This is a genomic window from Stackebrandtia soli (assembly GCF_965137155.1).
GTDB lineage: Bacteria > Actinomycetota > Actinomycetes > Mycobacteriales > Micromonosporaceae > Stackebrandtia > Stackebrandtia soli.
Window position 1 is genome coordinate 26,129 of record NZ_CBCRZX010000010.1, and the last position, 25,614, is coordinate 51,742.

Below are 25,614 nucleotides of genomic sequence, written 5' to 3' on the forward strand. Positions count from 1 at the left end.
TTCGAATCAGTTGATGCGTTCCAGGGTGGCGTTGGGGTCGCCGGCGTGCGAGGCGAGCATCAGGTTCGGGTCGCCGGTCGGAGTGAGTTCGATCGCCCAGTAGTCCATCTCATCGTCCACGCTGTACAGCTCGATGAGGTAGTGACCGTTGGGCAGTTCGCTGACGTTCCCCGCCCAGGCGCGGGTGACCATGTTCGGTTCGACGATGACGTTGCCGTTCGCGTCGAAGGTCATCACGGTGTACGAGTGCGGTTCCGACGGGACGAGTTTCCAGTCGCCCTCGAAGAACGCCACCTCGTCCATCGCGGTCTCAATGGCGGGGGTGGTCCCGGTGGGCGCCGAGTGGGCCGCGACGGCCGGGCTCGCGACCGCCGCCCCCAATGCGATGGCGGCCACCGCGATCAAAGTGCGTTTCACGTTGTCTCTCCCTTGTCGAACGCTCCGATGGATTTCCATCCTATGAGGTGTATTGTGCTACCGAAGCATTCGCGGACAGGGGATGTGGCGCAAGGACGACAGGTGTGGCGTCAGCGGACGAGACGTCCGCGCAGGACGATCCGCTCCGGTCGACGAACAGCCGTGAGGTCGGCACGCGGGTCCTCGGCGTAGACGACGAGATCACCCAGCCCACCGCCGAAACCGAGCCAGTCCCGGGCGCCCCAACTCGCGGCGCCGAGAACATCCATCGTGGACATTCCGACCTGGTCGCGCAGGAGCAGCATCTCCTCGGCGGCGAGGCCGTGATCGATGCCGCCCCCGGCGTCGGTGCCGGCGTAGATGGGCACGCCCGCCTCGTACGCGTATCGAACGACCTCCGGGAAGCCCGCCTTCAACCGTCGCATGTGGTCGGCGTAGACGGGGAACTTCGCGTCGGCGTGCGCGGCGATGTCGTCGAAGGTCGCGATGTTGATCATCGTCGGGACCAGCGCGGTGCCGTTGGCGGCCATCAGGTCGATCAGATCCGTCGACAGGCCCGTGCCGTGCTCGACCGAGTCGACGCCCGCACGGACGACGGCCTCGACCGCCTCCTCGCTGAAGGTGTGCACGGCGACCCGGGCACCCGCCGCGTGCGCGGCCCGGATCGCCGCCGCGAGCACGTCGGCGTCGAAGGAGGGGCCGAGGTCCCCCGTCCCCCGGTCGATCCAGTCGCCGACGAGTTTCACCCAGCCGTTCCCGGCGGCGGCCTGTTCGGCGGCCCTGGCGGGCAGCTCCTCCGCGGTGCACTCGATGGCGATGCCCCGCAGATAGCGCCGTGGGCTCGCCAGGTGTCGACCCGCGCGAGCGAGCCGCGGCAGTTCGGGGTCGTCGTCGAGCTCCGGGTATGGGAAAGGGGAACCGGCGTCGCGAATCGCGAGCACGCCCGCGTCACGGTCGACCAGCGCCAGCGCCCGGGCCTCGTCGAGGCCCTCGACGGGATGCGTGCCGCGCTTGATGCCGATGTGGCAGTGCGCGTCGACGAGCCCCGGCAGGGCGTAGCCCTTCTCGGCGATCGTGACGGCACCCGGCACCCGGTCGAACGTCAGGCGATCGCCGACGACATAGACGTCGCGAACACTGTCGTCGGGAAGCCAGACGACCCGAGCGTGCCACGCGGTCGCGGCCATGGGCACCTACTTCTTTCGCTTCTTGTTGCCCTTCTTCGGCTTCGCGCCCGGCAGAGTCGAGAAGTCCACATCGGGCACGTTGAAGTCGCCACCGACGGACGACGGGTCGAACCCGGGCGGGAGCTGACCGGGCATTCCACCCGGCATCCCACCGGGGAACCCGCCCGGCATGCCGCCGCCTCCGCCGCCGCCGCGCGCCTTACGCGTGACGACCTTGCCCTTCTTGTTCTTGCGCTTGATGTTCGGCGACTTCGTGGCCTTGCGGCGCCCGCCGGGCAGCCCCATCATGCCGCCCATCTGCTTCATCATCTTCTGCGCATCGGTGAACCGGGTCAGCAGTTGATTGACGTCGTTGACGGTCGTTCCGGAGCCGTTGGCGATACGGATACGTCGAGAACCCTTGATGATCTTCGGGTCGGAGCGCTCCTGCGGCGTCATCGAACGGATGATCGCGGCGACCTGGTCGAGCTGCTTGTCGTCGACCTGCGCGATCTGGTCCTTCATCTGGCTCATGCCGGGCATCATGCCGAGCAGGTTCGCGATCGGGCCCATCTTTCGGATGGCCTGCAGCTGCTCCAGGAAGTCTTCCAGGGTGAAGGACTCGCCGCCGAGCAGCTTGTCCGTCATCCGTTGCTTCTGGTCCTCCTCGAAGACCTGCTCGGCCTGTTCGATGAGCGTCAGCACGTCACCCATGCCGAGGATGCGCGAGGCCATCCGGTCGGGGTGGAAGACGTCGAAGTCCTCGAGCTTCTCGCCGACGGACGCGAACAGGATCGGCTGTCCCGTCACCTGACGGACCGACAACGCGGCACCACCGCGAGCGTCACCATCGAGTTTGGACAGAACGACACCGGTCACGCCGACGCCGTCGCGGAACGACTCGGCCGTCGTCACCGCGTCCTGACCGATCATCGCGTCGATGACGAAGAGGATCTCGTCTGGGTTCGTCGCGTCGCGGATCGCCGCGGCCTGCGCCATCATCTCCTGGTCGATGCCGAGACGACCGGCGGTGTCGATGATCACGATGTCGCGAGCGTGCCGCTTCGCGTGCGCGATCGAGTCGCGCGCCACCTGCACCGGGTCGCCCACTCCGCTGCCCGGCTCGGGCGCGTACACCTCGACACCGGCGCGTTGACCGAGAACCTGCAACTGCTGCACGGCGTTCGGACGCTGCAAGTCGGCGGCGACGAGCAGCGGCTCGTGCTTCTGGCTCTTCAGCCACAACGCCAGCTTGCCCGCGAGCGTCGTCTTACCGGCGCCCTGAAGACCGGCGAGCATGATCACCGTCGGCGGGTTCTTCGCGAACTGGAGGCGCCGCGACTCACCGCCGAGGATCGCGATCAGTTCCTCGTTGACGATCTTGATGACCTGCTGGGCCGGGTTGAGCGCTTTCGAGACCTCGATGCCCCGGCAGCGCTCCTTGATGTTGCCGATGAACGTCTTCACCACCGGCAGCGCGACGTCGGCCTCAAGCAGGGCCAACCGGATCTGCCGGGCGGTGGCGTCGATGTCCGCATCCGTCAGGCGGCCTTTGCCTCGCAGCGCGTCGAAGATTCCGGAAAGGCGCTCTGACAGCGAATCAAACACGAATGGATCATCCTTCAGCAAGCAAATGACAGGTCAACCCGCGCGGGGCACCTACTGAGCTTAACTGCCACAAGTGACCGCACCGCGAGACGGCGCCGACGCGCCGCACGCGCGGCCGCGCGGGGCCCGTACGGCGGGTGCCTTGCCCACACCCGAAGTCCGTCCGCGCCCCGCGCTTTCGCCGCGAGTGAAGCCGTCAGCCGCCGGTCAGGGTCAGTTCCTCGTCGCGGTCCCGCGACCCCGCGTCATCGGTGAACGCCTCGGCAGTGTCGGGCGCCAAGACGTAGGCGCTCTCCGCGTGCTCCGTCGAGTCGATGCCCACGCGCTCCACCTCCGGAGCGACCCGCAGACCGACCGTGTACTTCAGGGCGATCGCGATGACACCGGCTACCAGGAACGAATAGCCGCCGACGACGGCGACCGCGACGGCCTGCACGCCGAGCAGCCCGAAGCCTCCGCCGTACGCCAGACCCGCCTCGTCGGCGAGCGTCGGCACCGCCAGCACGCCGATGAGCAGCGAACCGATGACGCCGGCGACGAGGTGAATGCCGACGACGTCGAGCGAGTCGTCGTAACCGAGCCGGTGCTTCAACGCCACCGCCAACGGGCAGACCGCGCCGGCGACGACCCCGAGTGCCAACGCCCCCAACGGTTCGACGAAGGCACAGGCCGGGGTGATCGCGACGAGACCGGCCACAGCGCCCGAACACGCCCCGAGAACGGACGGCTTGGTGCCGCGCAACCGCTCAACGACGAGCCACCCGATGATCGCCGCCGCGGTCGCGACCTGGGTGTTGATGAGCGAGACGGCGGCGATTCCGTCGGCGGCCAGCTCGGACCCGGCGTTGAAGCCGAACCAGCCGAACCACAGCAGACCGGTCCCGAGCAGCACGAGCGGAACGTTGTGCGGCGCCGCGCTGAGCTTCCCCGGCCAACCAAGACGCTTGCCGAGCACGAGGACGAGCGCCAGAGCGGCGGCACCCGCGTTGATGTGGACGGCGGTGCCGCCCGCGAAGTCGAGAGCGCCGAGCCCGTCCGCCCCGAGGAAACCGCCTCCCCACACCCAGTGCGCGACCGGAAAGTACACGATGGACGTCCAGACGATCGTGAACACGACCCACGCGGCGAAGCGCATCCGGTCGGCGACCGCCCCCGAGATGAGGGCGACCGTGATGATGGCGAACATGAGCTGGAAGCCCACGAAGGCGAGATCCGGCAGCCCGGCGTCGTTGACCGTGTCGAGCAACCCACGCAGACCGAGTTCGGAGAAGCCGCCGAGAACCGCGTTGCCCGCGTCGAAAGCGAGGCTGTAGCCGTACAGTACCCATAGGACACTGACGATGGCGAGCGCTGCGAGACTCTTCATCATCATGTTGACGACGCTCGTGACCCGCGTCAGTCCACCGTAGAACAACGCCAGGCCGGGCGTCATCAACATGACCATCGCGGCCGATACCAACACCCACGCGGTGTTTCCAGTGTCGACGGACATGCCGCCTCCTTTGTAATGTGCGAGAGCGACCCGCCGATTCGGCGCGGCCGCGTTGCGGCGCCGACGTGCGGGGCGGAACACCCGATGGACGCCGTCGCGTCCCGGTAGCAGTCAGCCTGACGGGGCCCTGTTTCACCTTCCGCACTCACTCGTTTCCGCTGTGTCTATTTCTGTTAAATGCGCGTGAACCGCCTGGTGAGATACGAACCCCATAGGGCACACTGTTGCCACACTCCCGTCCGAAGCCCATGCCCCTCCAGGAGAACAATGAAGCCCGGCACCATTGTGGGCAATAGATACCGGCTCGACCACCTCATCGGTTCCGGCCCCACCGGCGTCGTGTGGCGAGCGTTCGACGAATTGCTGGAGCGCGAGGTCACCGTCAAGGTGCTGCAGGAGCTTCTCGGCTCCGAGCCCGCGCTGCGCCGCCTCTTCCGCAACAACGCGCTGGCGGCGTCGCCCCTGCAACACCCCGGTATCTGCCAACTGTTCGACAGCAACGAGGAAACGCTGCCCGACGGAACGTCGATCAGCTACATCGTCACCGAGTACCTCGCCGCTCGCCCACTGTCCGCGATGGTCGCGCGGCGACCGCTCGACGCCCATCGAGTCCTGCCGATCATCGCCGCCGCCGCCCAGGCGGTCAACGCCGCGCACGACGCGGGCGTCGTCCACGGCAATCTCAAGCCGCAGAACATCCTCGTCGGGGACGACGACACGGTCGTCGTCGTCGACTTCGGCACCGTCGCGGGCGCCGTGGGCCCACTCGCCTACCAGTCCCCCGAACAACGGCAGTCGATGCCGTTGACGCCCGCGAGCGACGTGTACTCGCTCGGGGCGATCGCCTACGAATGTCTGACCGGTCAGTCCCCCGGTCCCGACGGCGCGCGGCTCGCGCTGCTGCCCGACGGGACGTCGAGCGCCGTCGTGGAACTGCTGACCCGCACCCTCGACCCGGAGCCGACGAAGCGGTTCGCGAACGCGGAGTTGCTCGCCGCCGAATGCGTCCAGATCGATTACGCGAGCGCGGTACTCGGCTCGCTGCTGACGTCCAGCGCCTCGAACCCGGCGAAGACCCCCACGAAGACCGCCACGACCGCCGCCGACCCGATCGAACCGGTCATGGTGGCGGTCCCCCGGAAACCGGTGCCCACCAAGACGAACGGCACGAAGAACACCCGAGACGAGGAGACGGAACCGCCCGCCGAGATCCGCTCCCTCAGCGGGCTGCTCCTAGTGGCGGTCGCCGCGATCGCGCTCGGTGTCATCGCCGCGGGTGTGGCGTTCTGGCCCTGGGACTTCGCGCCCACCGGCGCTGACAACGGTCATGTCAACGCCGCCAATGGTGTCGACGCGAGCGTCTCGGACGATTCCGCCTCGGCTTCGCCGAAGGACCCGTCCTCGTCGCCGTCGTCGCTACCGATGACGCAGTCGCCGTCCTCGACCCCCAAACCGTCCGCCAAGCCGACGGTGAAACCGAGCCCGAAACCACCGGACCAGGTTCCGGTACCGAACGTGCTCGGCATGGAGCGTCGGGACGCCCGCAATGAGCTGGTGCCGTTGGGCTTCGGTGTGACGGTGACGTGGTCGGGATACGGGGAGCTGGAATGCCCTGTGCACGACCAGTCCCCCGAAGCCGAGACGGTGGTCGACGAAGGCTCGATGGTCACGATCGTCGTCCTGCTCGTCGACGATCTGAACGACTGCGGCGACGGCGGCGTCGACCCGACCGAGCCGACGCCCAGCCCCGACACCGGGGACGACGAGACCGATCAGGAGCCGTCTACGCCGACGGCGCGAGATCGCCGCCAGCTCTTCGTCTGAAATGGACATTCCGCATCGGCGGGCCGCGCGGCCGCCCGCCGATGTGACAATGACGCGATGAGCACTGTCGGCCTGTCCCTCGTCGCGTTGGTCCTGTCCGCCGCGAACTCCCTCGTCGCCGAGATCGACGCGCGCATGTCGCACGTCTTCCCGGACATCCGCCCCACACACGGGTTCGTGTTCACCCGCGTCGCCGGGGCGGGAGCGACGATCGGACAGATCGCGACGCATCTCGGAGTGACGAAGCAGGCCGCCAGTCAACTCGTCGACGAGCTCGTCGCCAAGGGATACGTCGTCAAGGTCCCGAACCCGAGCGACGCCCGGTCGCGCGTCGTCACGTTGACCCCTCGCGGCGAGTCGGCGACCCGGGCCGCGGACATCGCCGCCACCGAGGTCATCTCGGGTTGGACGGAGACGCTCGGACCCGACGCCGTGCGCCGCATGAGAGACGATCTCGCGCGGGTCGTCCCGCCCGGTCGGGTCCGCCCCACCTGGTGACCGGGGGCGCGTTCTCCACTCGCGCAACGAGACCACGCCGTCCGTTGCGCCGTCCGCCACGGACCGTCCGGATCTGCCTCCCTTCGGCTCACCGCGGAGTATCGTGGCACGTCCGCGCGGGGGCGATCGCCGCGTCGACCACATACACCAGACACAGAGGACTCGTCATGTCGTGGCAACTCGTCGTGGGATTGACCGTGGCGTTGATCCCCATCGTCCTCGCCCCTGGGACGAGCGCGATCCTCGTCGCACAGCACGCGGCGACGGGCGGGTGGCGCGACATCGCGTCCGTCATGCTCGGTACCAGCGTCGGCCTGTACCTGCACGCGTCGTTCGCCGCGCTCGGGCTGTCCGCGCTCGTCATGGCGTCGGCTACCGCCCTGACGGTCGTCAAGGTCGTCGGCGCGGCGTACCTCGTCGGACTCGGCGTGCACCTGCTCGTCACGGGAGCGAAGGCGCCGAGCACCGATCGGACGGACGGGACGCCCGGGCGGGCCCTGGCGCAGGCGTTCGTCGGCAACATCGTCAACCCGAAGGCGGCACTGGTCTATCTGACGCTGCCGGTGCAGTTCCTGCGTCCGGGCGACTCGGTGACGGTCGCGGCGTTCACCCTCGCCACCATCCACATCGTCATGCTGTTGCCGTGGCTGTCGTTGTGGGCGTTCGTCGTCCGATCGACGAAGCGCTCGCAACGGCTGCGATCCACCACGACCGTCATTCGCCGCACGGGTGGACTCCTCCTGATCGGGCTGGGCGTCCGGTCGGCGTTCACCGGCTGAGAGCGGTTCGGGCCGAGGTTTCGTTCGTGGCGTGTCGTATCAGCTCGGTCGCCGCGACACTGAGGTGCTGGACTTCGTCTCGCCCGATCGTGGGGACGACGGCAGGTCGGAGATCGAACCCGGCGGTCGTCGGACGAGATCAACCGCAGCCGCGGGCGAGAACGGGAACCGAGACGCCACCGACCGCGTTCGACACTCCCCGAACACCTCCCGAAGAACAGTGCCCGATGGGACAGAAGCCACATCGTGCCCCGGTCGCGCCGGAGGCGACGAGTTCCGTCACCGGAACCCGCCTCAACCGACTAGCGGCTGAGCCGTCACATTCGAACGTTCGGATCCGTCAACGCGTGGTCCAAAATGTACCGTTCGTGATCGAGGATCTTGAGATCCCGCATCGGTCTCCGCAGATGCCCCTTACGGACGATGCGGACGAAGGCGGGATCGCCCTGTGCGGCCATCCGGCGAATGCCCTCGACGTGGTCGACGATGCGCTTGCGGATCACCCGGATGAAACGCGCCCGATCCCTCGGCGACAGACCGTAGGCGTCGGCGAACAATCGAAGTCGACGCGGCCGATCAGGGTGCTTCCAGCCGAGCGTGTACGAATCACGATCCGAGAACAGCGGCACCCAGGTCCACGCCGCGTAGGCGACGTCGTAGATCCGGGCACCCGGTGAGGCCAAATCGAAATCGATGAGCGCGAGTGTTCCGTCCGGACGCCAGATGACGTTGTGCGGGGCGGCGTCGTGGTGACACACCACCTCGGTGTCCGGCGGCGGCGGCCCGAACGACCGCCAAACCGCGCCGGGCGGCGTCCGAAAACCGTACTGCGAATCGTGGTACATCCGCAGCATGGTCGCGACGGTGTTCAACGCCTCATCGGTCGTCCAATGGGGAGCCAGTGGATACTTTCCGCATTCGCCCTCCAGGTATGACAGGACCTCACGGCCCTGCTCATCGACGCCGAGCGCACGTGGCGACCCGGTGAAACCCGCGGCTTCCAGGTGCCGCAGCAACGCGTGCACCGCCGGAGTCCACGGTCCGGTGTTGCGACGCACCGTGTCGCCCAACCGCACCACAGTGCTCGTGTTTCCGCCATGCAGCGGAACCTCTTGATCCGTCACCGCCAACCTGCCAGGTATCTAGGCCACTGACTGTCGCCGCACAGTATCGGGGGAGGTCGCGTCACCATCGTCCAGCAACGCGTCGACAAACTGTGCCACGTCAAATGGCGCGAGGTCGTCTGGGCCTTCGCCCAGTCCGATGAGCTTAACCGGCACGTTCAACCGTCGTTGGACCGCGATCACGATGCCACCCTTGGCCGTACCGTCCAATTTAGTCAGAACGACGCCGGACACCTGCACGACCTCGGTGAACACCCGCGCCTGCTCGAGACCGTTCTGACCCGTCGTGGCGTCGAGGACGAGCAGTGTCTCATCGACCGGGCCGTGCTTCTCGATGACGCGCTTGACCTTGCCGAGTTCGTCCATCAGACCGGACTTGTTCTGCAACCGCCCGGCCGTGTCGACGAGGACGGTGTCCACACCCTGTTCGATGCCCTGCTTGACGGCGTCGAAGGCGACGCTGGCGGGGTCCGCTCCCTCCGGACCGCGAACGACCGACGACCCGACCCGGCCCGCCCACGTCTCCAACTGATCGGCCGCGGCGGCACGGAACGTATCGGCCGCGCCCAGGAGCACCGGACGGCCGTCGGCGACGAGCACACGCGCGATCTTGCCGCAGGTCGTCGTCTTCCCGGCGCCGTTGACGCCCACGACGAGGATGACCGTCGGGCGGTCGGGGGACGCCGAGGTGGCCAGTTCACGGCTGGAATCGACGGTCAGTGCCGCCGTCAGTTCCTCCGCGAGCAGCGCGCGCAGTTCGGTGGGGGTGCGGGTGCCCAAGACCTTGGTGCGCTCCCGCAGGCGGTCGACGATCTGACCGGTCGCCTCGAGACCGACGTCGGCGGACAGCAGCGTGTCCTCGATCTCCTCCCACGCGTCCTCGTCCAGCCGATCCCGCGACAGCAACGTCAGCAGACCGCGCCCGATGGCGTTCTGCGACCGCGACAACCGGGTCCGCAACCGCACCAGGCGACCGGCCGTCGGCTCCGGAACCTCGACCGCCGGTTCCGGCTCGACGGTCGGCGCCTCCGGGGTGACCGCCTCGGGTTCGGCCGGAGTCGTCACGGCGGGCGGACGCGGCGGAGCCGAAGGCTCCTCGACGGGCGGGGGTGTCACCTCGGGAGGTGCGGCACCCCGCTTGACCACGACGATCGTCACCGCGGCGGCGATGATGACCGCCAGCCCGATGAGCAGCCAAACCCACCACAGATCCATGCCTTATGTCCCTTTCTCGCCGCGACGATCGCGGTCACCCACTGTACTGATCAGTGCCGCCGCCTCATCGGCGACGTGGCCCGAGCGGGCATGAGCGGTCAGCGTGGACCCGCGACGAGCCGACGTCGGTCGAGCACCCGAGCGTCCGGCTCCGAGCGCAGGCGGTCTACTCCTCGCGCTCCCCGAGCCGCTGGCTGATCACCTGAGTGACACCGGTACGCATCGTCACGCCGTACAGGGCGTCGGCGATCTCCATGGTGCGCTTCTGGTGCGTGATGACGAGCAGCTGCGACGTGTCCCGAAGCTCCTTCAACAGGGTCAACAGGCGCCCGAGGTTCACGTCGTCGAGCGCGGCCTCCACCTCGTCCATCAGGTAGAACGGGCTCGGACGCGCCTTGAAGATCGCGCACAGCAGCGCCAACGCCGTGAGTGAGCGCTCGCCACCGGACAACAGGGACAGACGCTTGACCTTCTTGCCCGGCGGGCGGGCCTCGACCTCGATGCCGGTGGTGAGCATGTCGTCGGGGTTCGTCAGGACGAGACGGCCCTCGCCTCCCGGGAACACGATCGAGAAGACCTTCTCGAACTCGATCGCCGTGTCGTAGTAGGCGTCGGTGAACACCTTGAGGATGCGGTCATCGACGTCCTTGACGACCGTCATCAGGTCCTTGCGGGTCTGTTGTAGATCGTCGAGCTGTTCGGCGAGGAACTTGTACCGCTCCTCCAACGCCGCGAACTCCTCCAGCGCCAAGGGATTGACCTTGCCGAGCAGTTTCAGCTCGCGCTCGCCCCGCGCGGCGCGCTTCTCCTGCGCGGCCCGGTCGAACGGACTCGGCGACGGATCGGGCTCGCCGTCGGCCTCGGCCTGCGCCAGTTCCACCGCGGTCGGGGGCACCGGCTGGTCGGGACCGTACTCGGCGATCAAGGTGTCGACGTCGATGCCGAACTCCTCGGCGGCCCGCGCCTCCAACTGCTCGATCCGAAGGCGCTGTTCCGCTCGCGCCACCTCGTCGCGGTGCACCGCGCTCGTCAGTCGCTCCAGTTCGGACGCGAGTTCGCGGACCCGTTTGCGCACGTGTGTGACGGCGGCTTCGCGCGCGTTCTTCGCCTGCTGTGCCTCATCCCGTTCGACGGCGGCAAGCGTCAACGAATCGGCGATCGCGGCGAGGGTCGTCTCCACCCCGGCGGCGACCGCCTGCGCGATCGCCGCGCCCCGTCTGCGAGCGGCTTTGCGCAGCGCGGCACGCTGGCGGGCCTGACGCTCGCTCGCGGCCTGACGCATGAGGGCCTCGGCCCGGCCGGACAACGCCGAGACGCGTTCCTCGGCGGTGCGAACCGCCAGCCGGGTCTCCATCTCGTTCTGCCTGGCCTGCTGCAACGCCATCGACAGCGTGTCGCGTTCGGTGGTCGACGGCTCGTCATCGACCGGCGCGGCCTCGGCGAGCCGAAGCCGTTCCTCCAGTTCCGCGAGCCCCGCGAGGTCGCGGTCCCTCGCTCCTTCGGCCTTCTCCGACGCCTGGCGGTGCCTCGCGACCTCCGCGATGGCGGAGCGAGCGGCGGCACCGAGTTCGGCGAGTCGACGGGCGGCGGTGTTGCGTTGCCGTTCGGCGTCCTTGCGGGTCGATTCCAGGGCCGACAGTTCGGTGGCGCGACCGGTCTCCTCATCCCGCGCGGCCTCCAGTTGCTCCTGAAGGGCTTCGACGCGGGCGACCGTCTCCGCACGGCGATCCCGCGCCTCGTCAACAGCGGCCTGCACTTCGAGGTAACTCTGTTGGGACGCCGAGCCACCACTGGCCCACGCCGCTCCGAGCACGTCCCCCTCCCTCGTCACGGCCGTCAATTGTGGACGGGACGCGAGCAGCGAGCGCGCGGCGGGAAGGTCGTCGACCACGACAACCCCGGCGAGGACCCGAGAGAGACTGTTGCCGAGGTCTCCCGGCGCTTTGACGAGGTCGACGGCGACCCTCGCGCCGGGCGGCAACCCCGCGACGTCGACGACGTCGGCGACGTCTCCCGTCGCGATCAGCAGGCTCGCCTGGCCGGCGTCGTCGGATTTGAGCAGTCGCAGCGCCGCCGCCGCGTCATCGACATCGGATACGGCGACGGCGTCCGCGAGGCGCCCGAGCGCCGCCGCGAGCGCGGCCTCGAAGCCGGGCTCCACGGTCAACACCGCAGCTACGCTGCCCAGCAAACCTGGGATCTGATCCGCTCTCGCCAGGAGCGCTCCCGCGCCGTCCTTGCGGCGCAGGCCGATCGAGAGGGCCTCCTCGCGGGCCTTCCACTGTGTCGCTTCGGTGTGCGCGGCCCGTTCGGCGGCGACGAGCTCGCCGACGCGAGCCTTCGCGGCGGCGAGGACGGCGCGGGCGGCGTCGACACGCGCGTCGAGTTCGGCATCACCGGCACCGGCTTCGTCGTCGTCGGCCTGAGCGACGGCGAGCGCCTCCTGAGCCGCCTCGGCGCGGTCGTTCGCCTCGGTGAGAGCGGTGCCGATCCGGGCGATCTCGTCGGCGGCGGCCTGCGATCGGGTGCGCAGTGCGGTGACCTCGCCGGTGAGTTTCGCGAGCCCTTCACGACGGGCCGCGACGGCCCGGACGGCTGCCACGAGCTCGGACTCGGCTTCGCTCAGAGCCTGCTCGGTCTCCTGACGGTGTTCCACGGCGACCGCGAGCCGCTCGGCGTCGGCGGCGAGCGCCTCGCGCAGTTCGGTCTCCTGCTCGCGAACGCGGATCGCCTCGGCCTCGAGCTGTTCGGGATCGCGCCCCGACCGTTCCTCTTCGGACTCTTCGCCGAGGTATCGGGCGCGTTCGGCGGCCAGCTGTCCGGTGGAGCGCAGGCGCTCCTGGAGGGCGGAGAGGCGGTACCAGGTCTCCTGCGCTCGCGACAACGCGGGCGCGTCGGCGGCCAGTTCCTCTTCCAATGTGGCCAGCTGCGCTTCGACGCTCTGGTGTTCGGCTTCGGTCTGCTCACGGCGGGTGCGGATCGCGTTCTCGTCGGCGAGTTCGCGCTGCAGGGTGTGCCGGAGCTGGGCCAGATCGTCGGCGAGCAGGCGCAACCGCGCGTCGCGCAGGTCCGCCTGGATCCCGGCGGCGCGGCGGGCGAGATCGGCCTGTCGACCGAGGGGCTTCAGTTGACGACGCAGTTCACCGGTCAGGTCGTTGAGACGCGTGAGGTTGCCCTCCATCGCGTCCAGTTTGCGCAGCGCCTTCTCCTTGCGCTTGCGGTGTTTGAGAACCCCCGCGGCCTCCTCGATGAACGCGCGGCGATCCTCGGGACGAGCGTGCAGATAGGAGTCGAGCTTGCCCTGACCGACGAGTACGTGCATCTCACGGCCGATACCGGAGTCCGACAACAGTTCCTGGACGTCCAGCAAACGACAGCGGTCGCCGTTGATCTCGTACTCGCCCTCTCCGGACCGGAACATGCGACGGGTGATCGACACTTCGGAGTAGTCGATGGGGAGCGCGCCGTCGGCGTTGTCGATCGTGAGCGTGACCTCGGCGCGACCCAGCGGAGCGCGACCCGTGGTGCCCGCGAAGATGACGTCCTCCATCTTCCCGCCACGCAGTGCCTTGGCACCCTGTTCACCGAGGACCCACGCGATCGCGTCCACCACGTTGGACTTTCCTGAACCGTTCGGCCCCACCACACAGGTGATGCCCGGTTCGAAACGCAGCGTGGTCGCCGAGGCGAAGGACTTGAAGCCCTTCAGCGTCAGGCTTTTCAGATGCACACGTGCTCCCCGTAGTCGTGACCAGTGGGTCGAAAGAGGTCAGCAGCAGACTACCGCGCGACGTGGGAAAACCGGCTTTGCGCCGACCCGCCGACGCCCGGGATCACCCGCTCGATGCCGCCGTACCACTCGGATGTGATGCGGGGACATGAAAGGCGGGACACAACAATGCGCGCCGACATTCGGTCGGCGCGCGGTTTAGCGATGTCGGATACTCAGGTCAGCGCCGGCTCGGATAGCCGGTTGAACTCCTCGGACGCAGCCTGCTCGGCGTTGAGACGATCGTTGTCGGCTCGCAGCCGGGTGACCTCGAATTCGAGGCTTCGTACCCTGGCACGCAGTTTGGTGACCTCATCGAGCATCCGGCGATCCGGTGTCTGCCCAACGTGGCCGAATAGGGCCTTCGCCATGGTTTCTCCTTGCGAGCGCGTAGCTTCAGGAAACGCTGGAGGCGTTCCTTCGTGGCTTCGCATGTAGTTTGTGTGTATTCGCCTCACCGGGTAATGACCCTGGGCTATGTTGCTCGGCAGATTCCGATGCCCCTTAGTGCGACATCGTTCATCCTCCGCTTTCCTGCCTCGCGTCGTCAAGCATTCCACAGAATTCGGCCGCGGAGTGCGGCTACCCGGTGAAATCCCACGTGAGTGGCGGCAATGTGCTCAACTTCTCTTCGAGCCTAACACCGAGAAACGCCGAGGCGGATAGCTACGGCTATTCTTCCATAGACATGCAAGGGCATCAATTGACTCGTGAGACTGGCGAAGCGCGTGCGACACGTCGCCGCGGTGTCGGCGGGCACCGTGCCGCGCCCGGGCTCCGTTTCATGCTCGCGATCGCGCTCGGAGCGGGCGCCGTCATAGGCGTCGGAACCGGTGCGGCGCTTGCCACCTTCGCCGGTGAGGACGATGGTCCCGCTGGCGGCGATCAGTTGATCGCCGCGACCTCGGAGGCCGACGATGCGGGTCTCGTCACACAGTCCGCCGAGCCGTCTCCTGACGACGGTGATTCCGACGACACCGACGAGTCGGACGACCCCGAACCGCAACCGGAACCGGATGACCCCCACGCGGCTCTGGCGGCGGAGGTCGTCGATCTCACCAACGCCGAGCGCGAGGCCGCCGGATGCCCTGCGGTGAAGGCGAACGAGGAACTCGCGACGGCTGCGACCGGACATTCGTCCGATATGGCGACTAACGACTACTTCGATCACACCTCTCAGGACGGCCGGACGTTCACCGACCGCGCTTCGGCCGCCGGATACGACGACGCCATGAGCGAGAACATCGCCGCCGGTTATCCGACCGCGGCCGCCGTCGTCGAGGGGTGGATGAACTCGCCCGGCCACCGCGCGAACATCCTCAACTGTGACGCCCGCGCGGTCGGGCTCGGTGTCGCGGAGGCGGGCGATGGCACGTTGTACTGGACACAGATGTTCGGACGCGCCTGAGCGGGTGACGGCCCGGCGCTGTCGCTTCGGCGGCGCAGTACCGTCGACGCATGCCTGAGCTCCCCGAGGTCGAGACGGTCCGGCGCGGTGTCGCCGATTGGGTGACCGATCGCGTCATCGACGCGGTCGAGGTGCTTCACCCCCGCGCCATCCGGCGTCATCTTCCCGGTCCCGATCATTTCGCCGCCGCGCTGTCCGGCGTCACCGTGACCGGCGCGAGCCGGCGTGGCAAGTACCTGTGGCTGCCATTGGATTCCGAGGACGCGCTGATCTGCCACCTCGGCATGTCGGGCCAGCTGCTCGTCCAACCGGCGGACGCCCCCGACGAGAAGCATCTCCGCATTCGGTTGAGGCTGCGCGGACAGGGCCACGAGCTGCGGTTCGTCGACCAGCGCACCTTCGGCGAGATGCTCATCAGCCCGAAGGGCGCCGAGTTGCCCGCCGAGATCGCGCACATCGGACTGGACCCGTACGACGCGAAGTTCGACGCGACGACGGCCGCGAAGGCGATGCGCGCACGCGACACGGAGGTGAAACGGGCGCTCTTGGACCAGACCCTGATCTCGGGGGTCGGCAACATCTACGCCGACGAGGCGCTGTGGCGATCCCGCCTACATTGGAGTCGCCCGACGCGGCGGTTGACGATGAAGCGGGCGTTGGAACTCATCGGACACGTTCGAGACGTCTTCGACGACGCGCTGCGAGCGGGCGGGACGTCCTTCGACGCCTTGTACGTCAACGTCAACGGCGAGTCCGGCTACTTCGATCGTTCACTGGCCGCGTACGGGCGGGAGGGGCAGGCGTGCTCGCGTTGCGGCACGGCGATCGTGAGGGAACAGTTCATGAACAGGTCGTCGTTCGGGTGTCCGCGCTGCCAGCGCAAGCGCTCCTTGTAGCCATCAGGGCTCTCACGGCCGCAGCAGGATCTTCCCGACAGGGTGCTCGGTCATGCTGAGCCAGAGCGCGTCGGCCGTCCGGTCGAGCGGGAACGTCTCGCCGATGCGGGCGGTGAGCGCGCCCCATGCGGCGATCGCCACGGTCTGTTCGAGCTCGTCGTCGGGGTGTGCTGGCCGGGCCCTGGTTCCCCGACCCGCTCGTCCTCGATGCGCAGGACTTCAGGGGTGCCGTACGCGTAGTAGGCGATTCTCTTGCTCATGCCTCTGACGCTAGAGCCTCACGCCGGTGTGAGAGTCAAGTCCGTGGGCTAGGAGTGCGAAGCTGCGGGGCTCGCGTCGATCACCGCGTCCAGCGCCTCGACGGACGCGCGCAGGTAACTAGGCTGAAGGCATGGTGAGACGAGCTGGCGTTCCGAAGGCTGGAAACAGTTCGCTGAGCGGCGGTGCGACCTCACGCCTTCGTGTCGCTATCAAGCGCGGCCTATACGTTTTCGGCGCGTTCTTTGCAGTAGCGGTCGGCTTCTACGTCCTCACATTCATGTGGTTCAGGAGACTCGACGGGCCCATGGATCTGCCCCTACCCGAGTGGATCATGATTTTGCCGACCCTTGTTTCGCTCGGCGCGGGGGTGATCACGAGCCTGATCGTGATGGTGGTCGACCTCATACGTGGTCGACCACCACATCGAGATTGAACATCCGAAGTAGTCGATCTCTCGCCGGCCGACAGTTGGGTGTCCGCGCCGCCAGCGGCGGCCCCGGACCTGAGACGAACGATGGCCGCGTCGCTCCTGTTTGGAGCGACGCGGCCATCGTGACGGCGAACGCTATCCGACGAGAGCCTGCCACGTTATCGGGCCGACCACACCGTCGACGACGAGCGACCGTCGAGTCTGGAAGGTCCGAACACTCGTCGTGGTCCCGGGACCGAACGCGCCGTCGACCGTGGTGCTGATGCCATGGTTGTTGTTGAGCTGCCGCTGGATCGCCTTGACGGCTTCACCCGAGGCGCCCTGCTTCGAGACGACGACCAGGCGCGCCCACGTCTGCGGGCCGACCACGCCGTCGACGGTGAGCCCCTTGGCCGTCTGGAACTCGCGGACGTCCGTTTCGGTGCCGGGACCGAAGGCCCCGTCCACGGCGGTGGTGTCGCCGGCCTGGCGGAGCAGGTACTGGATGGACCGGACGCGCTCGCCGCTGGCACCCTTCTTCACTGTCGGCCAGGTGGGCGGGGGCGGCTGCTGGCCGAGCTTCTCGGCGACGTCGGCGCGCAACTGCGGTAGCATCGCGTAGAGCTTGTCGCCGGGGCACTGCGTCGCCATGAAGTCGCGGTGCCCGAATATCTTCGAGGCCGCGATCCCGTACTGCGAACACAGGTGCGCGCACAGGTTCAGCAGCGAGTCGTACAGGGCGCCCGGCGGCTGAACGCCTGTGTACAGGCCCTCGTTCTCGATCCCGATGGACTCGCCGTTGGCAGGCGCGCCCGCGTGAATGCCTCGGATGAAGGTCGTCCCACCGCGCAGCTTCGAGATGCTGCCGTGGCGTCCCTCCATGATGTACCCACCACGACTGATGGTGAACTGCTGACCGGAGTCGCCCCAGCCCTGGCTCATGTGCCAGCTCTGAACGTTGCGCGCCAGGGTGTACGCCTGGGCCTGGGTGTTGGCCACGTCGTTGGACGTCGCGGTGTGGTGCACGACGATGTAGGAGGGGCGGTTCGGAACGGTGGTCAGCGGCTCCGACGGCGGGCGCGCGCCCCACTGAGCGGTGCTGTGAAGGGACGGTTCCGGAGCCGCGGCCAGGGCGGCGGTGGTGGTGCCGATAACGGTGGCACCGGCGGCTGCGGCCGAGACGACGATGCCGCCACGCATCAGCCCCCGTCGGGAAATCGACATGTCAGGCACGAAAGCTCCTAAATCGAGGACATCACCCCGAGGGTCGCTCGGGGCCGGCGGCCGCTGACCTCGACCAATGCGATTCGACCAGCGGAGAAGGCGTCGACCATCCGGAATGATCACCATACTTAGACATGTGTGAATTTCGTGTTAAGCCTGGAATGTCGTTTTCGCATCGAAACGATCAAGGCGTGGTCCCACCGAATTGGGCATCATGCCCGGATTCGTTCCAGCGCAACAAAAACGGCGGTGAGGACACCGCCGTCAAAACCACACCGGCCCCGAAACGGGGCCGGTGGGACGTCACTTCTGTTTCTTCGCTTCGATCCGGTCGCTGATCTGGCGCCACGCCGCCTCAGCGGCGATCTGCTCGGCTTCCTTCTTGCTGCCGCCCACGCCTTCGCCGAACTCCTCACCGGCGACGACCGCCCACGCGGTGAATCGCTTCGCGTGGTCCGGGCCCTTCTCGGAGATCCGGTAGTCCGGAACACCGAGGCCCGCTCCGGACGTCAGCTCCTGAAGGCTCGTCTTCCAATCCAGGCCGGCACCACGGCGCGCCGCGACGTCCAGCAACGGATCGAACAACTGGTGCACCACCCGGGACGCCGTGTCGATGCCCTCCTGGAGGTACACCGCGCCCAACAGCGCCTCCACCGAATCCGCGAGGATGCTGTTCTTGTCGCGGCCCCCCGACGTCTCCTCGCCCTTGCCCAGCAGCAAGTGCGGGCCGACACCGCCGGAACCGAGACCACGGGCGACGCCGGCGAGCGCGCGCATGTTGACCACGCTGGCCCGCAGGCGGGCGAGCTGGCCTTCCGGAAGATCCGGGTAGCTGCGATACAGCGTCGACGTGACGACCAGGCCCAGCACCGAGTCGCCAAGGAATTCGAGACGCTCGTTGGTGGGCAGCCCACCACGTTCATAGGCGAATGAACGGTGGGTCAGGGCTAGACGCAGAAGATCCGCGTCTAGCTCCACACCGATCGCCGCGTCGAAATGCGCGACGCTGTCGTTCATGGCGGGCAGGTCCTCCGCCGCACGTCGGTCGTTAGCCATGACGAAACCGGCCGACGAACTCAGACGTCGAGGATCTGACGGCCCTTGTACGTACCGCAAACGCCACAGGCGGCGTGCGGCAGCTTCGGCGAGCGGCACTGCGGGCAGGCCGAGACGGTCACCGGCGTCGCCTTCCAGTTGGCACGGCGGCTGCGGGTGTTGCTGCGCGACATACGGCGCTTGGGAACGGCCACGTTTTCACTCCGAACAGTTCAGGGCCGACTGGATTGGCCACCCATCTGGGGCGGCCTCGTCGGCCTCGTCTTACTTACACAAACTTCTTCAACGCCGCCCAGCGCGGATCGATGATCTCATGACCGTGGTCGGCGGGCAGATCGTCCAGGCGTTCACCACACTGCGCGCACAATCCACGACAGTCCGGTCGGCACAGCGGGGTGGTCGGCATCGCGAACACCAAACCGTCCCGCACCAACGGTTCCAGGTCGAGCAAGTCGCCCTGAACCCGCATCACCTCGTCGGCCTCGGTCGTCTCGGCGGTCGTGCTGTCCTCGAACGCGTACAGCTCCGACACCTCGACCTCGATGGCGTCCTCCATCGCGGTCAAACACCGAGCGCATTCGCCCTCGACCGGCGCGGAGACCGTGCCGGTGACGAGAATGCCCTCGGAGACCGAGGTCAGACGCGCCCGCACCGATAGCTGCGAGCCCGCCGGGATGGCGATCATGTCCAAGCCGAGTTTGTCGGTGACGTCGATGTCGGCCGACCACTCCTTGGTGGTGCCTGGTGCCCGCGACATGGTGCGCGTATCGGCGACCAGGGGCGCCTTGGGGTCCAATGGAGGTGTCGTTTTCATCCGTATCACTTCGCGTACTCGGCCCTTATAGGCCGACGTCAGAGACTACCCGAACAGGCCTCGCCGCGTCGACGTGGGTGCCGCCGCGAAAGCGTCGGCCACGGCGCCGACTTTCACCGTGTGACCTGCCCGACCATCAGATGGCGGGGAGGGGCTTGTCCTCTTCCTCGCGAGCGGGAGCGAACGAACCGATCTCGCGGAGCGCGTGCATCTTGTCGCGGCCGCGTTCGACCCCCGACAAGGCGCGCTGCAGGAACTGCTCGAAGTTCGCCAGCGTCGTGTCGACGTACTCGTCGACCTCGTCGCGCAGGCGCTGCGCCTCGTTGCGGGCCTCGGTGATGATCCGGTTCGCCTCGTGATCAGCCGACACGGTCACCTCATGGCTCGACACGAGCCGCGCGTGCTCCGACTCGGCCTCGGCGATGATGCGCTGCGCCTCCCGCTCGCCGGCGTCGATGATCTTGTCTCGCTCGGCGAGCATCGCGTCGGCCTTGCGCAGTTCGCTCGGAAGCTCCGCGCGCAGTTCCTCCAGCATGCCGATCATCTCGGCCCGGTCGACCTTGCAGTTGCGCGACATCGGTATCGCCTTGGCGGCCTCGACGTAGGCGACCATGTCCTCAATGCGGTCCAACGGCCCCACCCGATTACTCCATTCCTCCGGGGGACTCGTAGATCGTCCCACCATCGTTCAATAGTAGGGACGGCCTCACGACTCGCGCAGGCGCGCCACGAGTCTTTCGGCCACCGGTTCGGGCACGTGACCGGTGATATCGCCGCCCCACTTGGCGACGTCCTTCACGAGGCTCGACGAGAGGAACGAGTGAACGGGGTTCGTCGGCATGAAAAGGGTCTCCACGCCGGCCAGTCCGTAGTTCATCTGCGCCATCTGAAGTTCGTAGTCGAAGTCGGAGACGGCGCGGACGCCCTTGACGATGACGCCGACGTTGTTGCTCTTGCAGAAGTCGACGACGAGGCCCTGGAAGGACGTGACGGAGACGTTCGGCCACTGCGGAGTCACCTCCGCGAGCATCTCCATGCGTTCGTCCAGTGAGAACAGGCCCGCCTTCGACGGGTTGACGAACACCGCGACGAACACTTCGTCATAGATGCGGGCCGCACGAGCGATGATGTCCACGTGCCCGTTGGTGACCGGGTCGAACGACCCGGGACAAACGGCACGACGGGCGGCGGGGGGTAGTGTGATCGGCCCATCCGGGCTCAGCGTTGAGTCCACAAGCCGCGACCGTACCAAAGAGTCGATTCCCCGTACCGGCGACTGCGCAATCCCTCGATGCCTTCCGGCCAGTCGGGTGCTCCCCCACGGGTGGCGCGTTCGACGATGACGTCAGCCTCCTCGGCGAGCCAGTCGAACTCCACAAGGGTTGACAAGGTCGTCGCGAGAGCGGCGTTGTCCAGGGCATACGGTGGATCGGCGAAGACGACGTCGAACCGTCGCGGTGGTCGCTGCCGCAGCACCTGTGGAATCGCGCCGGCCGTCACGCTGACCCGGGCGCCGAGTCCGAGGGTCGCGATGTTGCGGCGGAGGAGCCCCACCGTCTTGGCATGTGACTCGATCAACACCACCGGCGACGCCCCGCGCGACGCCGCCTCCAGTCCGACCGCCCCCGAACCCGCGTACAGGTCGAGGACCGCCGCGCCGTCGAGATCCACCATCGCCTGCAACGAGCCGAACAGGGACTCGCGCACACGATCCGACGTCGGTCGGGTCCGATCTCCCGGGGGCGTCTCGATTCGCCGTCCACGATGGATTCCGGCGATGATGCGGGTCAACTCTTCTCCAGGTACTCAGCGCGTTCGTCCGACACGAGGCTCGCGACCGCCTCCGCCAACAGCGGATGCCGGTCCAGGCCCGGGTCGGCCGCGATGAGCGCGCCGGCCTCGGCTCGGGCCTCGCCGATCAGATCGGCGTCGCGCAGCAGCGACAACAATCGCACATGCGACCGGGCGCCGGACTGGGCGGCTCCCAGGACATCGCCCTCGCGACGCTGCTCCAGGTCGAGCTCCGCCAACGCGAAACCGTCCGTCGTCGACGCCACGGCCGCGAGGCGCTCGGCCGCCGGGCTGCCCGGGCCGGACTCGCTCACCAGCAGGCACAGACCGGGCGCACTGCCTCGGCCGACCCGGCCGCGCAGCTGATGCAGTTGCGAGACGCCGAAGCGGTCGGCGTCGAGGATGACCATCATCGTGGCGTTCGGCACATTGACGCCGACCTCGATCACCGTCGTCGCGACGAGGACGTCCGTGGCACCGGCCGCGAAGGCACGCATCGTGGCGTCCTTGTCGTCGGCGCTCATCCGGCCGTGCAGGGGCGCGACCGACAGCCCCGACAGGGGACCGTTCGTCAAACCGGGGGTGACGTCCGCGACGGCCAGCGGCGGTCGACGGTCCTCCGCGCCGCCGTCGGCGCCGTCCTCGTCCCCGATACGGGGGCAGACGACGTACACCTGGTGGCCCGCGGCGACCTCCTCTCGTGCCCGCTGCCACGCCCGCGCTATCCACCGCTCGTCGCCGCCGGGGACCACGTGGGTCGTGATCGGGGTGCGGCCCTGCGGAAGCTCGGTGAGACGGCTCGTCTCCAGATCGCCGTACACCGTCATCGCGACGGTGCGGGGAATCGGTGTCGCCGTCATCACTAGCACGTGCGGAGGGCGCTCGGCCTTGGCGCGCAGGGCGTCCCGCTGTTCTACACCGAAACGGTGCTGTTCGTCGATGACGACGAGACCCAGGTCCGCGAAGTCGACGCCGTCGTAGAGCAGGGCGTGCGTTCCGATCACGATGCCCGCGGAACCGTCCGCCAGCGACGCGAGCGCGGCCCGTTTCGCGGCGGCCGGAAGGGAACCGGTCACGAGTGCGACCCGGGTCGCGTGCTCGGGCGCCCCGAGTTCACCACCGCGCGCCAACTCCCCCAGCTGTTCGATCATGGTGCGGTGGTGCTGAGCCGCGAGCACCTCCGTCGGAGCGAGCAGCACGGCCTGCCCGCCCGAGTCGACGACTTGGAGCATCGCGCGCAGCGACACCATGGTCTTGCCGCTGCCGACGTCGCCCTGCAGCAACCGGTGCATCGGATGTGGCGCGGCGAGATCCGCGGCCAGCTCGGCGCCGACGGAGCTCTGGCCGGCCGTCAACGTGAACGGCAGCGCCGCGTCGAACGCGCTGAGGAGACCGTCGTCGCGGCCGGGACGGGGTGTGCCGGGAGTGTCGGCCGCGGCCCGTTTGCGCTGCACCAGCGTCGTCTGGAGGTAGAACGCCTCCTGCCACTTGAGACGTTTGCGCGCCGCGTGGAGGTGACCGGTCGACTCGGGACGGTGAATCGCGCGCAGCGCGGCACCCAGGTCCATGAGGGACTGCTCGTCGCGCAGGCGGCCCGGCAGCGGGTCCGGCGGTTCGGCGAGTCGGTCGAGGGTGATCGCCACGCATTTGGCGATCGTCCACGTCGGAACCTTGCCCGCCGCTCGGTAAACCGGGATGAGCGCGCCCGCGAACTCCTCGATCAGGTCGGCGGCCTCGTCCTCGCTCTCGGCATCGGCCAGCATCCGGAACTCGGGGCTGTTGAGCTGTCGCTTCCCCCGGAACTCGGTGACCTTCCCCGCGAACAGGCCCCAGCGGCCGGACTTCAGCTGGCGGGCCTGCCACGGCTGGTTGAAGAAGGTCAAGGACAGCGTGTTGCCGTCCTCATCGGATACCAGGACGTCCAAAATGGTGCCCCGCCGATTTCGCATCGGCCGCGTCGTCACCGAACGGACGCGCGCGAGGATGGTGGCGTGCTCGCCGATCTCCAGGGCGTTCAGGTCTGCGCGGTCGCCCCGCTCGGCGTAGCGGAACGGGTAGTAGTGCAGGAGGTCTCCGACGGTGAAGAGCTCCAGGTAGTCACCGAGCGCAGCGGCGGTCTTGCCCCCCAGGACGTCGCGCAGCTTCGTGTCCATAGTGGCTTTCATTCGGCTCCGATCCACACCAGCGGTTCCCGTTGACCGCCGTCGAAGATCTGCACCTCCACCAGCGGCCAGGCCCGCGCCAGATGCGCGGCCACGTAGTCCACACTGGACTTTGGCAGCGTCGCCCCGGCGATGACTGTCACCAGCTCCGCCCCCGCCGCGCACAGGCGGTCGACGACACCGGTGACGACCTCATCGCGATTGTGCCCGAGCAGTACGACATCCCCGTCCGCATGGGCGAGGAAATCGCCGGGTCGACAACGCCCCACGCTCGTCAACCCCTCCCGGACCGCGACGCTCACGTCGGCGTGTCGACACGATCCGGCGGCCTCCGCCATCGCGATCACATCGTCGTCGAACCGTCGCTCCGGTTGTCGAACGGCCAATGCCGCCAACGCCTGCACGGGGGATCGAGTCGGAACGACCGCGACGCGAAAACCGTCCGCTCGCGCGGCGGCCGCCGCGCGCTCCGTCGATTCGATCGCCCAGGATCGGGTCACCACGACGACATCGGTGTGACCGGTTCCCCGGATCGCGGCCTCGATCGCGTCGACGTCGAGTTCTGCGGAGGCCACCACGACACGGGCGCCCTCGGCCTCCACGAGGCCGCGCAGAGCGGGAGCGTCGAGCACGACCACCACTCCCCGATTGACCTCGACCGCGAACGGCTCGGCCGCGAGTGACGCCGGTCGGTCCAGATCGGACGCGGGACCGTCTGCGAACCGGGTGACCGACAACCGGTGCAGTCGTCCAGCCTCGATACCCGCCTCCACGGCGGCTCCGACGTCGTTGACATGGACGTGGATGTTCCAGGGCCGCAGGCCGTCCTCGTCGCCATCGGCCGCGCCCACGACGACGAGCGAATCCCCCAACCCCGACAGAACGCAGCGCAGCCGCTCGGCGGCGTCGACGGTCGCGTCGACCAGATACTGGACCTCGTAGGCGAAGTCGGTCGAACCGCTCTCGCGCGGAACCTCGGCGGCCACGCGCATCCGTGCCGTCCGGGAACCGGACTCGACGACACGGATCGCGGCACCCGTCGGCTTGCCGACAACCACTTCGGTGAGCGCGTCGAGCATCAACGCCAGGCCGAAACCTCCCGCGTCGACCACTCCGGCGCGGGCCAGCGCCGGTAGCTGATCGGTGGTCCGAGCCAGTGCCTCCGCCGCCGAACTCGCGACGGAACGCACGAGAACGGGCAGAGGGGCCGCGCGCGCGGCGTCGGCGGCGTCCGCGGCGGCGGCGGCGATCGTCAGGATCGTGCCCGGCGCCGGTTCGGCGACGGCGTCCGCAGCCGATTCCGCGGCACGGCGCAAACCAACGGCGAAGCGAGGACCATCCACAGTGTCTACACCCCAGGCGTCGGCGAAACCGCGCAACAGCTGGGCGAGGATGACACCGGAGTTCCCGCGCGCGGCCAGCAAAGCGCCCCGCGCGGCGGAGTACGTGACGTCCGGCAGGGTCGCGTCGGGACCCGCCACCGCCTCAAGAGCCGCGCGCATGGTGCCGACGAGATTGGTCCCCGTGTCCCCGTCCGGGACCGGATAGACGTTGAGCGCGTTGATCGTCTTGCGGTGCTCCTCGAACGCCGCGAGGGCCGTCTCGTACCACCGCCGGACCACGACGGCGGTCAACGCCACCGGTTCGGAGGGCGGGGGTTCGTCGATCACGGTCACCTCATCCACAGTTGCGAAGCTTAAA

23 protein-coding genes and 1 pseudogene are annotated in these 25,614 nt (G+C 68.1%); 6 read left to right on the forward strand and 18 right to left on the reverse strand.

Features of this window, described 5'->3' with window-relative positions; genetic code table 11:
- Positions 1–6 precede the first annotated feature (6 nt).
- The 4 genes from ACM9NP_RS08560 to ACM9NP_RS08575 all read right to left on the reverse strand — a co-directional run bounded on the left by ACM9NP_RS08560 (position 7) and on the right by ACM9NP_RS08575 (position 4,683).
- Positions 7–417, reverse strand: coding sequence for a hypothetical protein (locus ACM9NP_RS08560; protein WP_415646083.1), 411 nt, complete (start codon positions 415–417; stop codon positions 7–9).
- A gap of 110 nt (positions 418–527) precedes the next feature.
- Complete coding sequence (locus tag ACM9NP_RS08565; RefSeq protein ID WP_415646084.1) at positions 528–1,604, reverse strand: amidohydrolase family protein; 1,077 nt, start codon at positions 1,602–1,604, stop codon at positions 528–530.
- A 6-nt stretch (positions 1,605–1,610) separates the two neighbouring features.
- Positions 1,611–3,191, reverse strand: a complete 1,581-nt coding sequence (ffh, locus tag ACM9NP_RS08570; RefSeq protein ID WP_415646085.1) for a signal recognition particle protein — start codon at positions 3,189–3,191, stop codon at positions 1,611–1,613.
- Between the two features lie 196 nt (positions 3,192–3,387).
- Positions 3,388–4,683 (reverse strand): ammonium transporter, encoded by a 1,296-nt coding sequence (locus tag ACM9NP_RS08575; protein ID WP_415646086.1) that lies wholly within the window; start codon positions 4,681–4,683, stop codon positions 3,388–3,390.
- 267 nt (positions 4,684–4,950) lie between these two features.
- Here ACM9NP_RS08575 and ACM9NP_RS08580 point away from each other — a divergent pair, with 267 nt between their 5' ends.
- From ACM9NP_RS08580 to ACM9NP_RS08590, 3 genes are all read left to right on the forward strand, one after another.
- Entirely contained in the window at positions 4,951–6,507 is a 1,557-nt protein-coding gene (locus ACM9NP_RS08580) for a serine/threonine protein kinase (RefSeq protein ID WP_415646087.1), read from the forward strand.
- A gap of 57 nt (positions 6,508–6,564) precedes the next feature.
- A complete protein-coding gene (locus ACM9NP_RS08585; protein ID WP_415646088.1) occupies positions 6,565–7,005 on the forward strand; it encodes a MarR family winged helix-turn-helix transcriptional regulator in 441 nt (146 codons plus the stop codon).
- 167 nt (positions 7,006–7,172) lie between these two features.
- Complete coding sequence (locus ACM9NP_RS08590) at positions 7,173–7,784, forward strand: LysE family translocator (RefSeq protein WP_415646089.1); 612 nt, start codon at positions 7,173–7,175, stop codon at positions 7,782–7,784.
- 317 nt (positions 7,785–8,101) lie between these two features.
- On the opposite strand, the gene ACM9NP_RS08595 is transcribed toward ACM9NP_RS08590, so the two are convergent.
- The 4 genes from ACM9NP_RS08595 to ACM9NP_RS08610 all read right to left on the reverse strand — a co-directional run bounded on the left by ACM9NP_RS08595 (position 8,102) and on the right by ACM9NP_RS08610 (position 14,263).
- On the reverse strand, positions 8,102–8,926 hold the full coding sequence (locus ACM9NP_RS08595; protein WP_415646174.1) for a phosphotransferase: 825 nt from the start codon (positions 8,924–8,926) through the stop codon (positions 8,102–8,104).
- On the reverse strand, positions 8,927–10,123 hold the full coding sequence (gene ftsY, locus ACM9NP_RS08600) for a signal recognition particle-docking protein FtsY (RefSeq protein WP_415646090.1): 1,197 nt from the start codon (positions 10,121–10,123) through the stop codon (positions 8,927–8,929).
- 166 nt (positions 10,124–10,289) lie between these two features.
- Complete coding sequence (smc, locus tag ACM9NP_RS08605) at positions 10,290–13,853, reverse strand: chromosome segregation protein SMC (RefSeq protein ID WP_415646091.1); 3,564 nt, start codon at positions 13,851–13,853, stop codon at positions 10,290–10,292.
- A 215-nt stretch (positions 13,854–14,068) separates the two neighbouring features.
- Positions 14,069–14,263 carry a hypothetical protein gene (locus ACM9NP_RS08610; RefSeq protein ID WP_415646092.1) on the reverse strand — a complete coding sequence of 65 codons (195 nt, stop codon included), beginning with the start codon at positions 14,261–14,263 and terminating at the stop codon, positions 14,069–14,071.
- Between the two features lie 332 nt (positions 14,264–14,595).
- Between ACM9NP_RS08610 and ACM9NP_RS08615 the strand changes: the two genes are divergently transcribed.
- On the forward strand, positions 14,596–15,300 hold the full coding sequence (locus ACM9NP_RS08615) for a CAP domain-containing protein (RefSeq protein WP_415646093.1): 705 nt from the start codon (positions 14,596–14,598) through the stop codon (positions 15,298–15,300).
- A gap of 50 nt (positions 15,301–15,350) precedes the next feature.
- Complete coding sequence (gene mutM / locus ACM9NP_RS08620) at positions 15,351–16,196, forward strand: bifunctional DNA-formamidopyrimidine glycosylase/DNA-(apurinic or apyrimidinic site) lyase (protein WP_415646094.1); 846 nt, start codon at positions 15,351–15,353, stop codon at positions 16,194–16,196.
- Positions 16,197–16,208: 12 nt separating this feature from the next.
- Here mutM and ACM9NP_RS08625 read toward each other — a convergent pair.
- A pseudogene (locus ACM9NP_RS08625) lies at positions 16,209–16,364 on the reverse strand (zinc-binding dehydrogenase); the annotation flags it as partial.
- 223 nt (positions 16,365–16,587) lie between these two features.
- On the opposite strand from ACM9NP_RS08625, the gene ACM9NP_RS08630 reads away from it, so the two are divergent.
- Positions 16,588–16,890: a hypothetical protein gene (locus tag ACM9NP_RS08630; RefSeq protein ID WP_415646095.1), complete on the forward strand. Its 303-nt coding sequence runs from the start codon at positions 16,588–16,590 to the stop codon at positions 16,888–16,890.
- A 132-nt stretch (positions 16,891–17,022) separates the two neighbouring features.
- On the opposite strand, the gene ACM9NP_RS08635 is transcribed toward ACM9NP_RS08630, so the two are convergent.
- The 9 genes from ACM9NP_RS08635 to ACM9NP_RS08675 form a co-directional block, all read right to left on the reverse strand.
- Positions 17,023–18,090 carry a peptidoglycan recognition protein family protein gene (locus ACM9NP_RS08635; RefSeq protein WP_415646175.1) on the reverse strand — a complete coding sequence of 356 codons (1,068 nt, stop codon included), beginning with the start codon at positions 18,088–18,090 and terminating at the stop codon, positions 17,023–17,025.
- Positions 18,091–18,393: 303 nt separating this feature from the next.
- On the reverse strand, positions 18,394–19,146 hold the full coding sequence (gene rnc, locus ACM9NP_RS08640; protein WP_415646096.1) for a ribonuclease III: 753 nt from the start codon (positions 19,144–19,146) through the stop codon (positions 18,394–18,396).
- 20 nt (positions 19,147–19,166) lie between these two features.
- Positions 19,167–19,340 carry a 50S ribosomal protein L32 gene (gene rpmF / locus ACM9NP_RS08645; protein ID WP_415646097.1) on the reverse strand — a complete coding sequence of 58 codons (174 nt, stop codon included), beginning with the start codon at positions 19,338–19,340 and terminating at the stop codon, positions 19,167–19,169.
- A gap of 74 nt (positions 19,341–19,414) precedes the next feature.
- Positions 19,415–19,960 carry a YceD family protein gene (locus ACM9NP_RS08650; RefSeq protein ID WP_415646098.1) on the reverse strand — a complete coding sequence of 182 codons (546 nt, stop codon included), beginning with the start codon at positions 19,958–19,960 and terminating at the stop codon, positions 19,415–19,417.
- A 136-nt stretch (positions 19,961–20,096) separates the two neighbouring features.
- Positions 20,097–20,600, reverse strand: coding sequence for an SPFH domain-containing protein (locus ACM9NP_RS08655; RefSeq protein WP_415646176.1), 504 nt, complete (start codon positions 20,598–20,600; stop codon positions 20,097–20,099).
- Between the two features lie 66 nt (positions 20,601–20,666).
- Positions 20,667–21,164 (reverse strand): pantetheine-phosphate adenylyltransferase, encoded by a 498-nt coding sequence (coaD, locus tag ACM9NP_RS08660; protein WP_415646177.1) that lies wholly within the window; start codon positions 21,162–21,164, stop codon positions 20,667–20,669.
- 14 nt (positions 21,165–21,178) lie between these two features.
- Positions 21,179–21,751: a 16S rRNA (guanine(966)-N(2))-methyltransferase RsmD gene (gene rsmD / locus ACM9NP_RS08665; protein WP_415646099.1), complete on the reverse strand. Its 573-nt coding sequence runs from the start codon at positions 21,749–21,751 to the stop codon at positions 21,179–21,181.
- Complete coding sequence (gene recG, locus ACM9NP_RS08670; protein ID WP_415646100.1) at positions 21,748–23,916, reverse strand: ATP-dependent DNA helicase RecG; 2,169 nt, start codon at positions 23,914–23,916, stop codon at positions 21,748–21,750. Before recG ends, rsmD begins: the two co-directional genes overlap by 4 nt.
- The gene (locus ACM9NP_RS08675; protein WP_415646178.1) at positions 23,913–25,589 is read right to left on the reverse strand and encodes a DAK2 domain-containing protein; all 1,677 of its coding nucleotides are present in this window, start codon (positions 25,587–25,589) and stop codon (positions 23,913–23,915) included. Before ACM9NP_RS08675 ends, recG begins: the two co-directional genes overlap by 4 nt.
- Between the last annotated feature and the right edge of the window lie 25 nt (positions 25,590–25,614).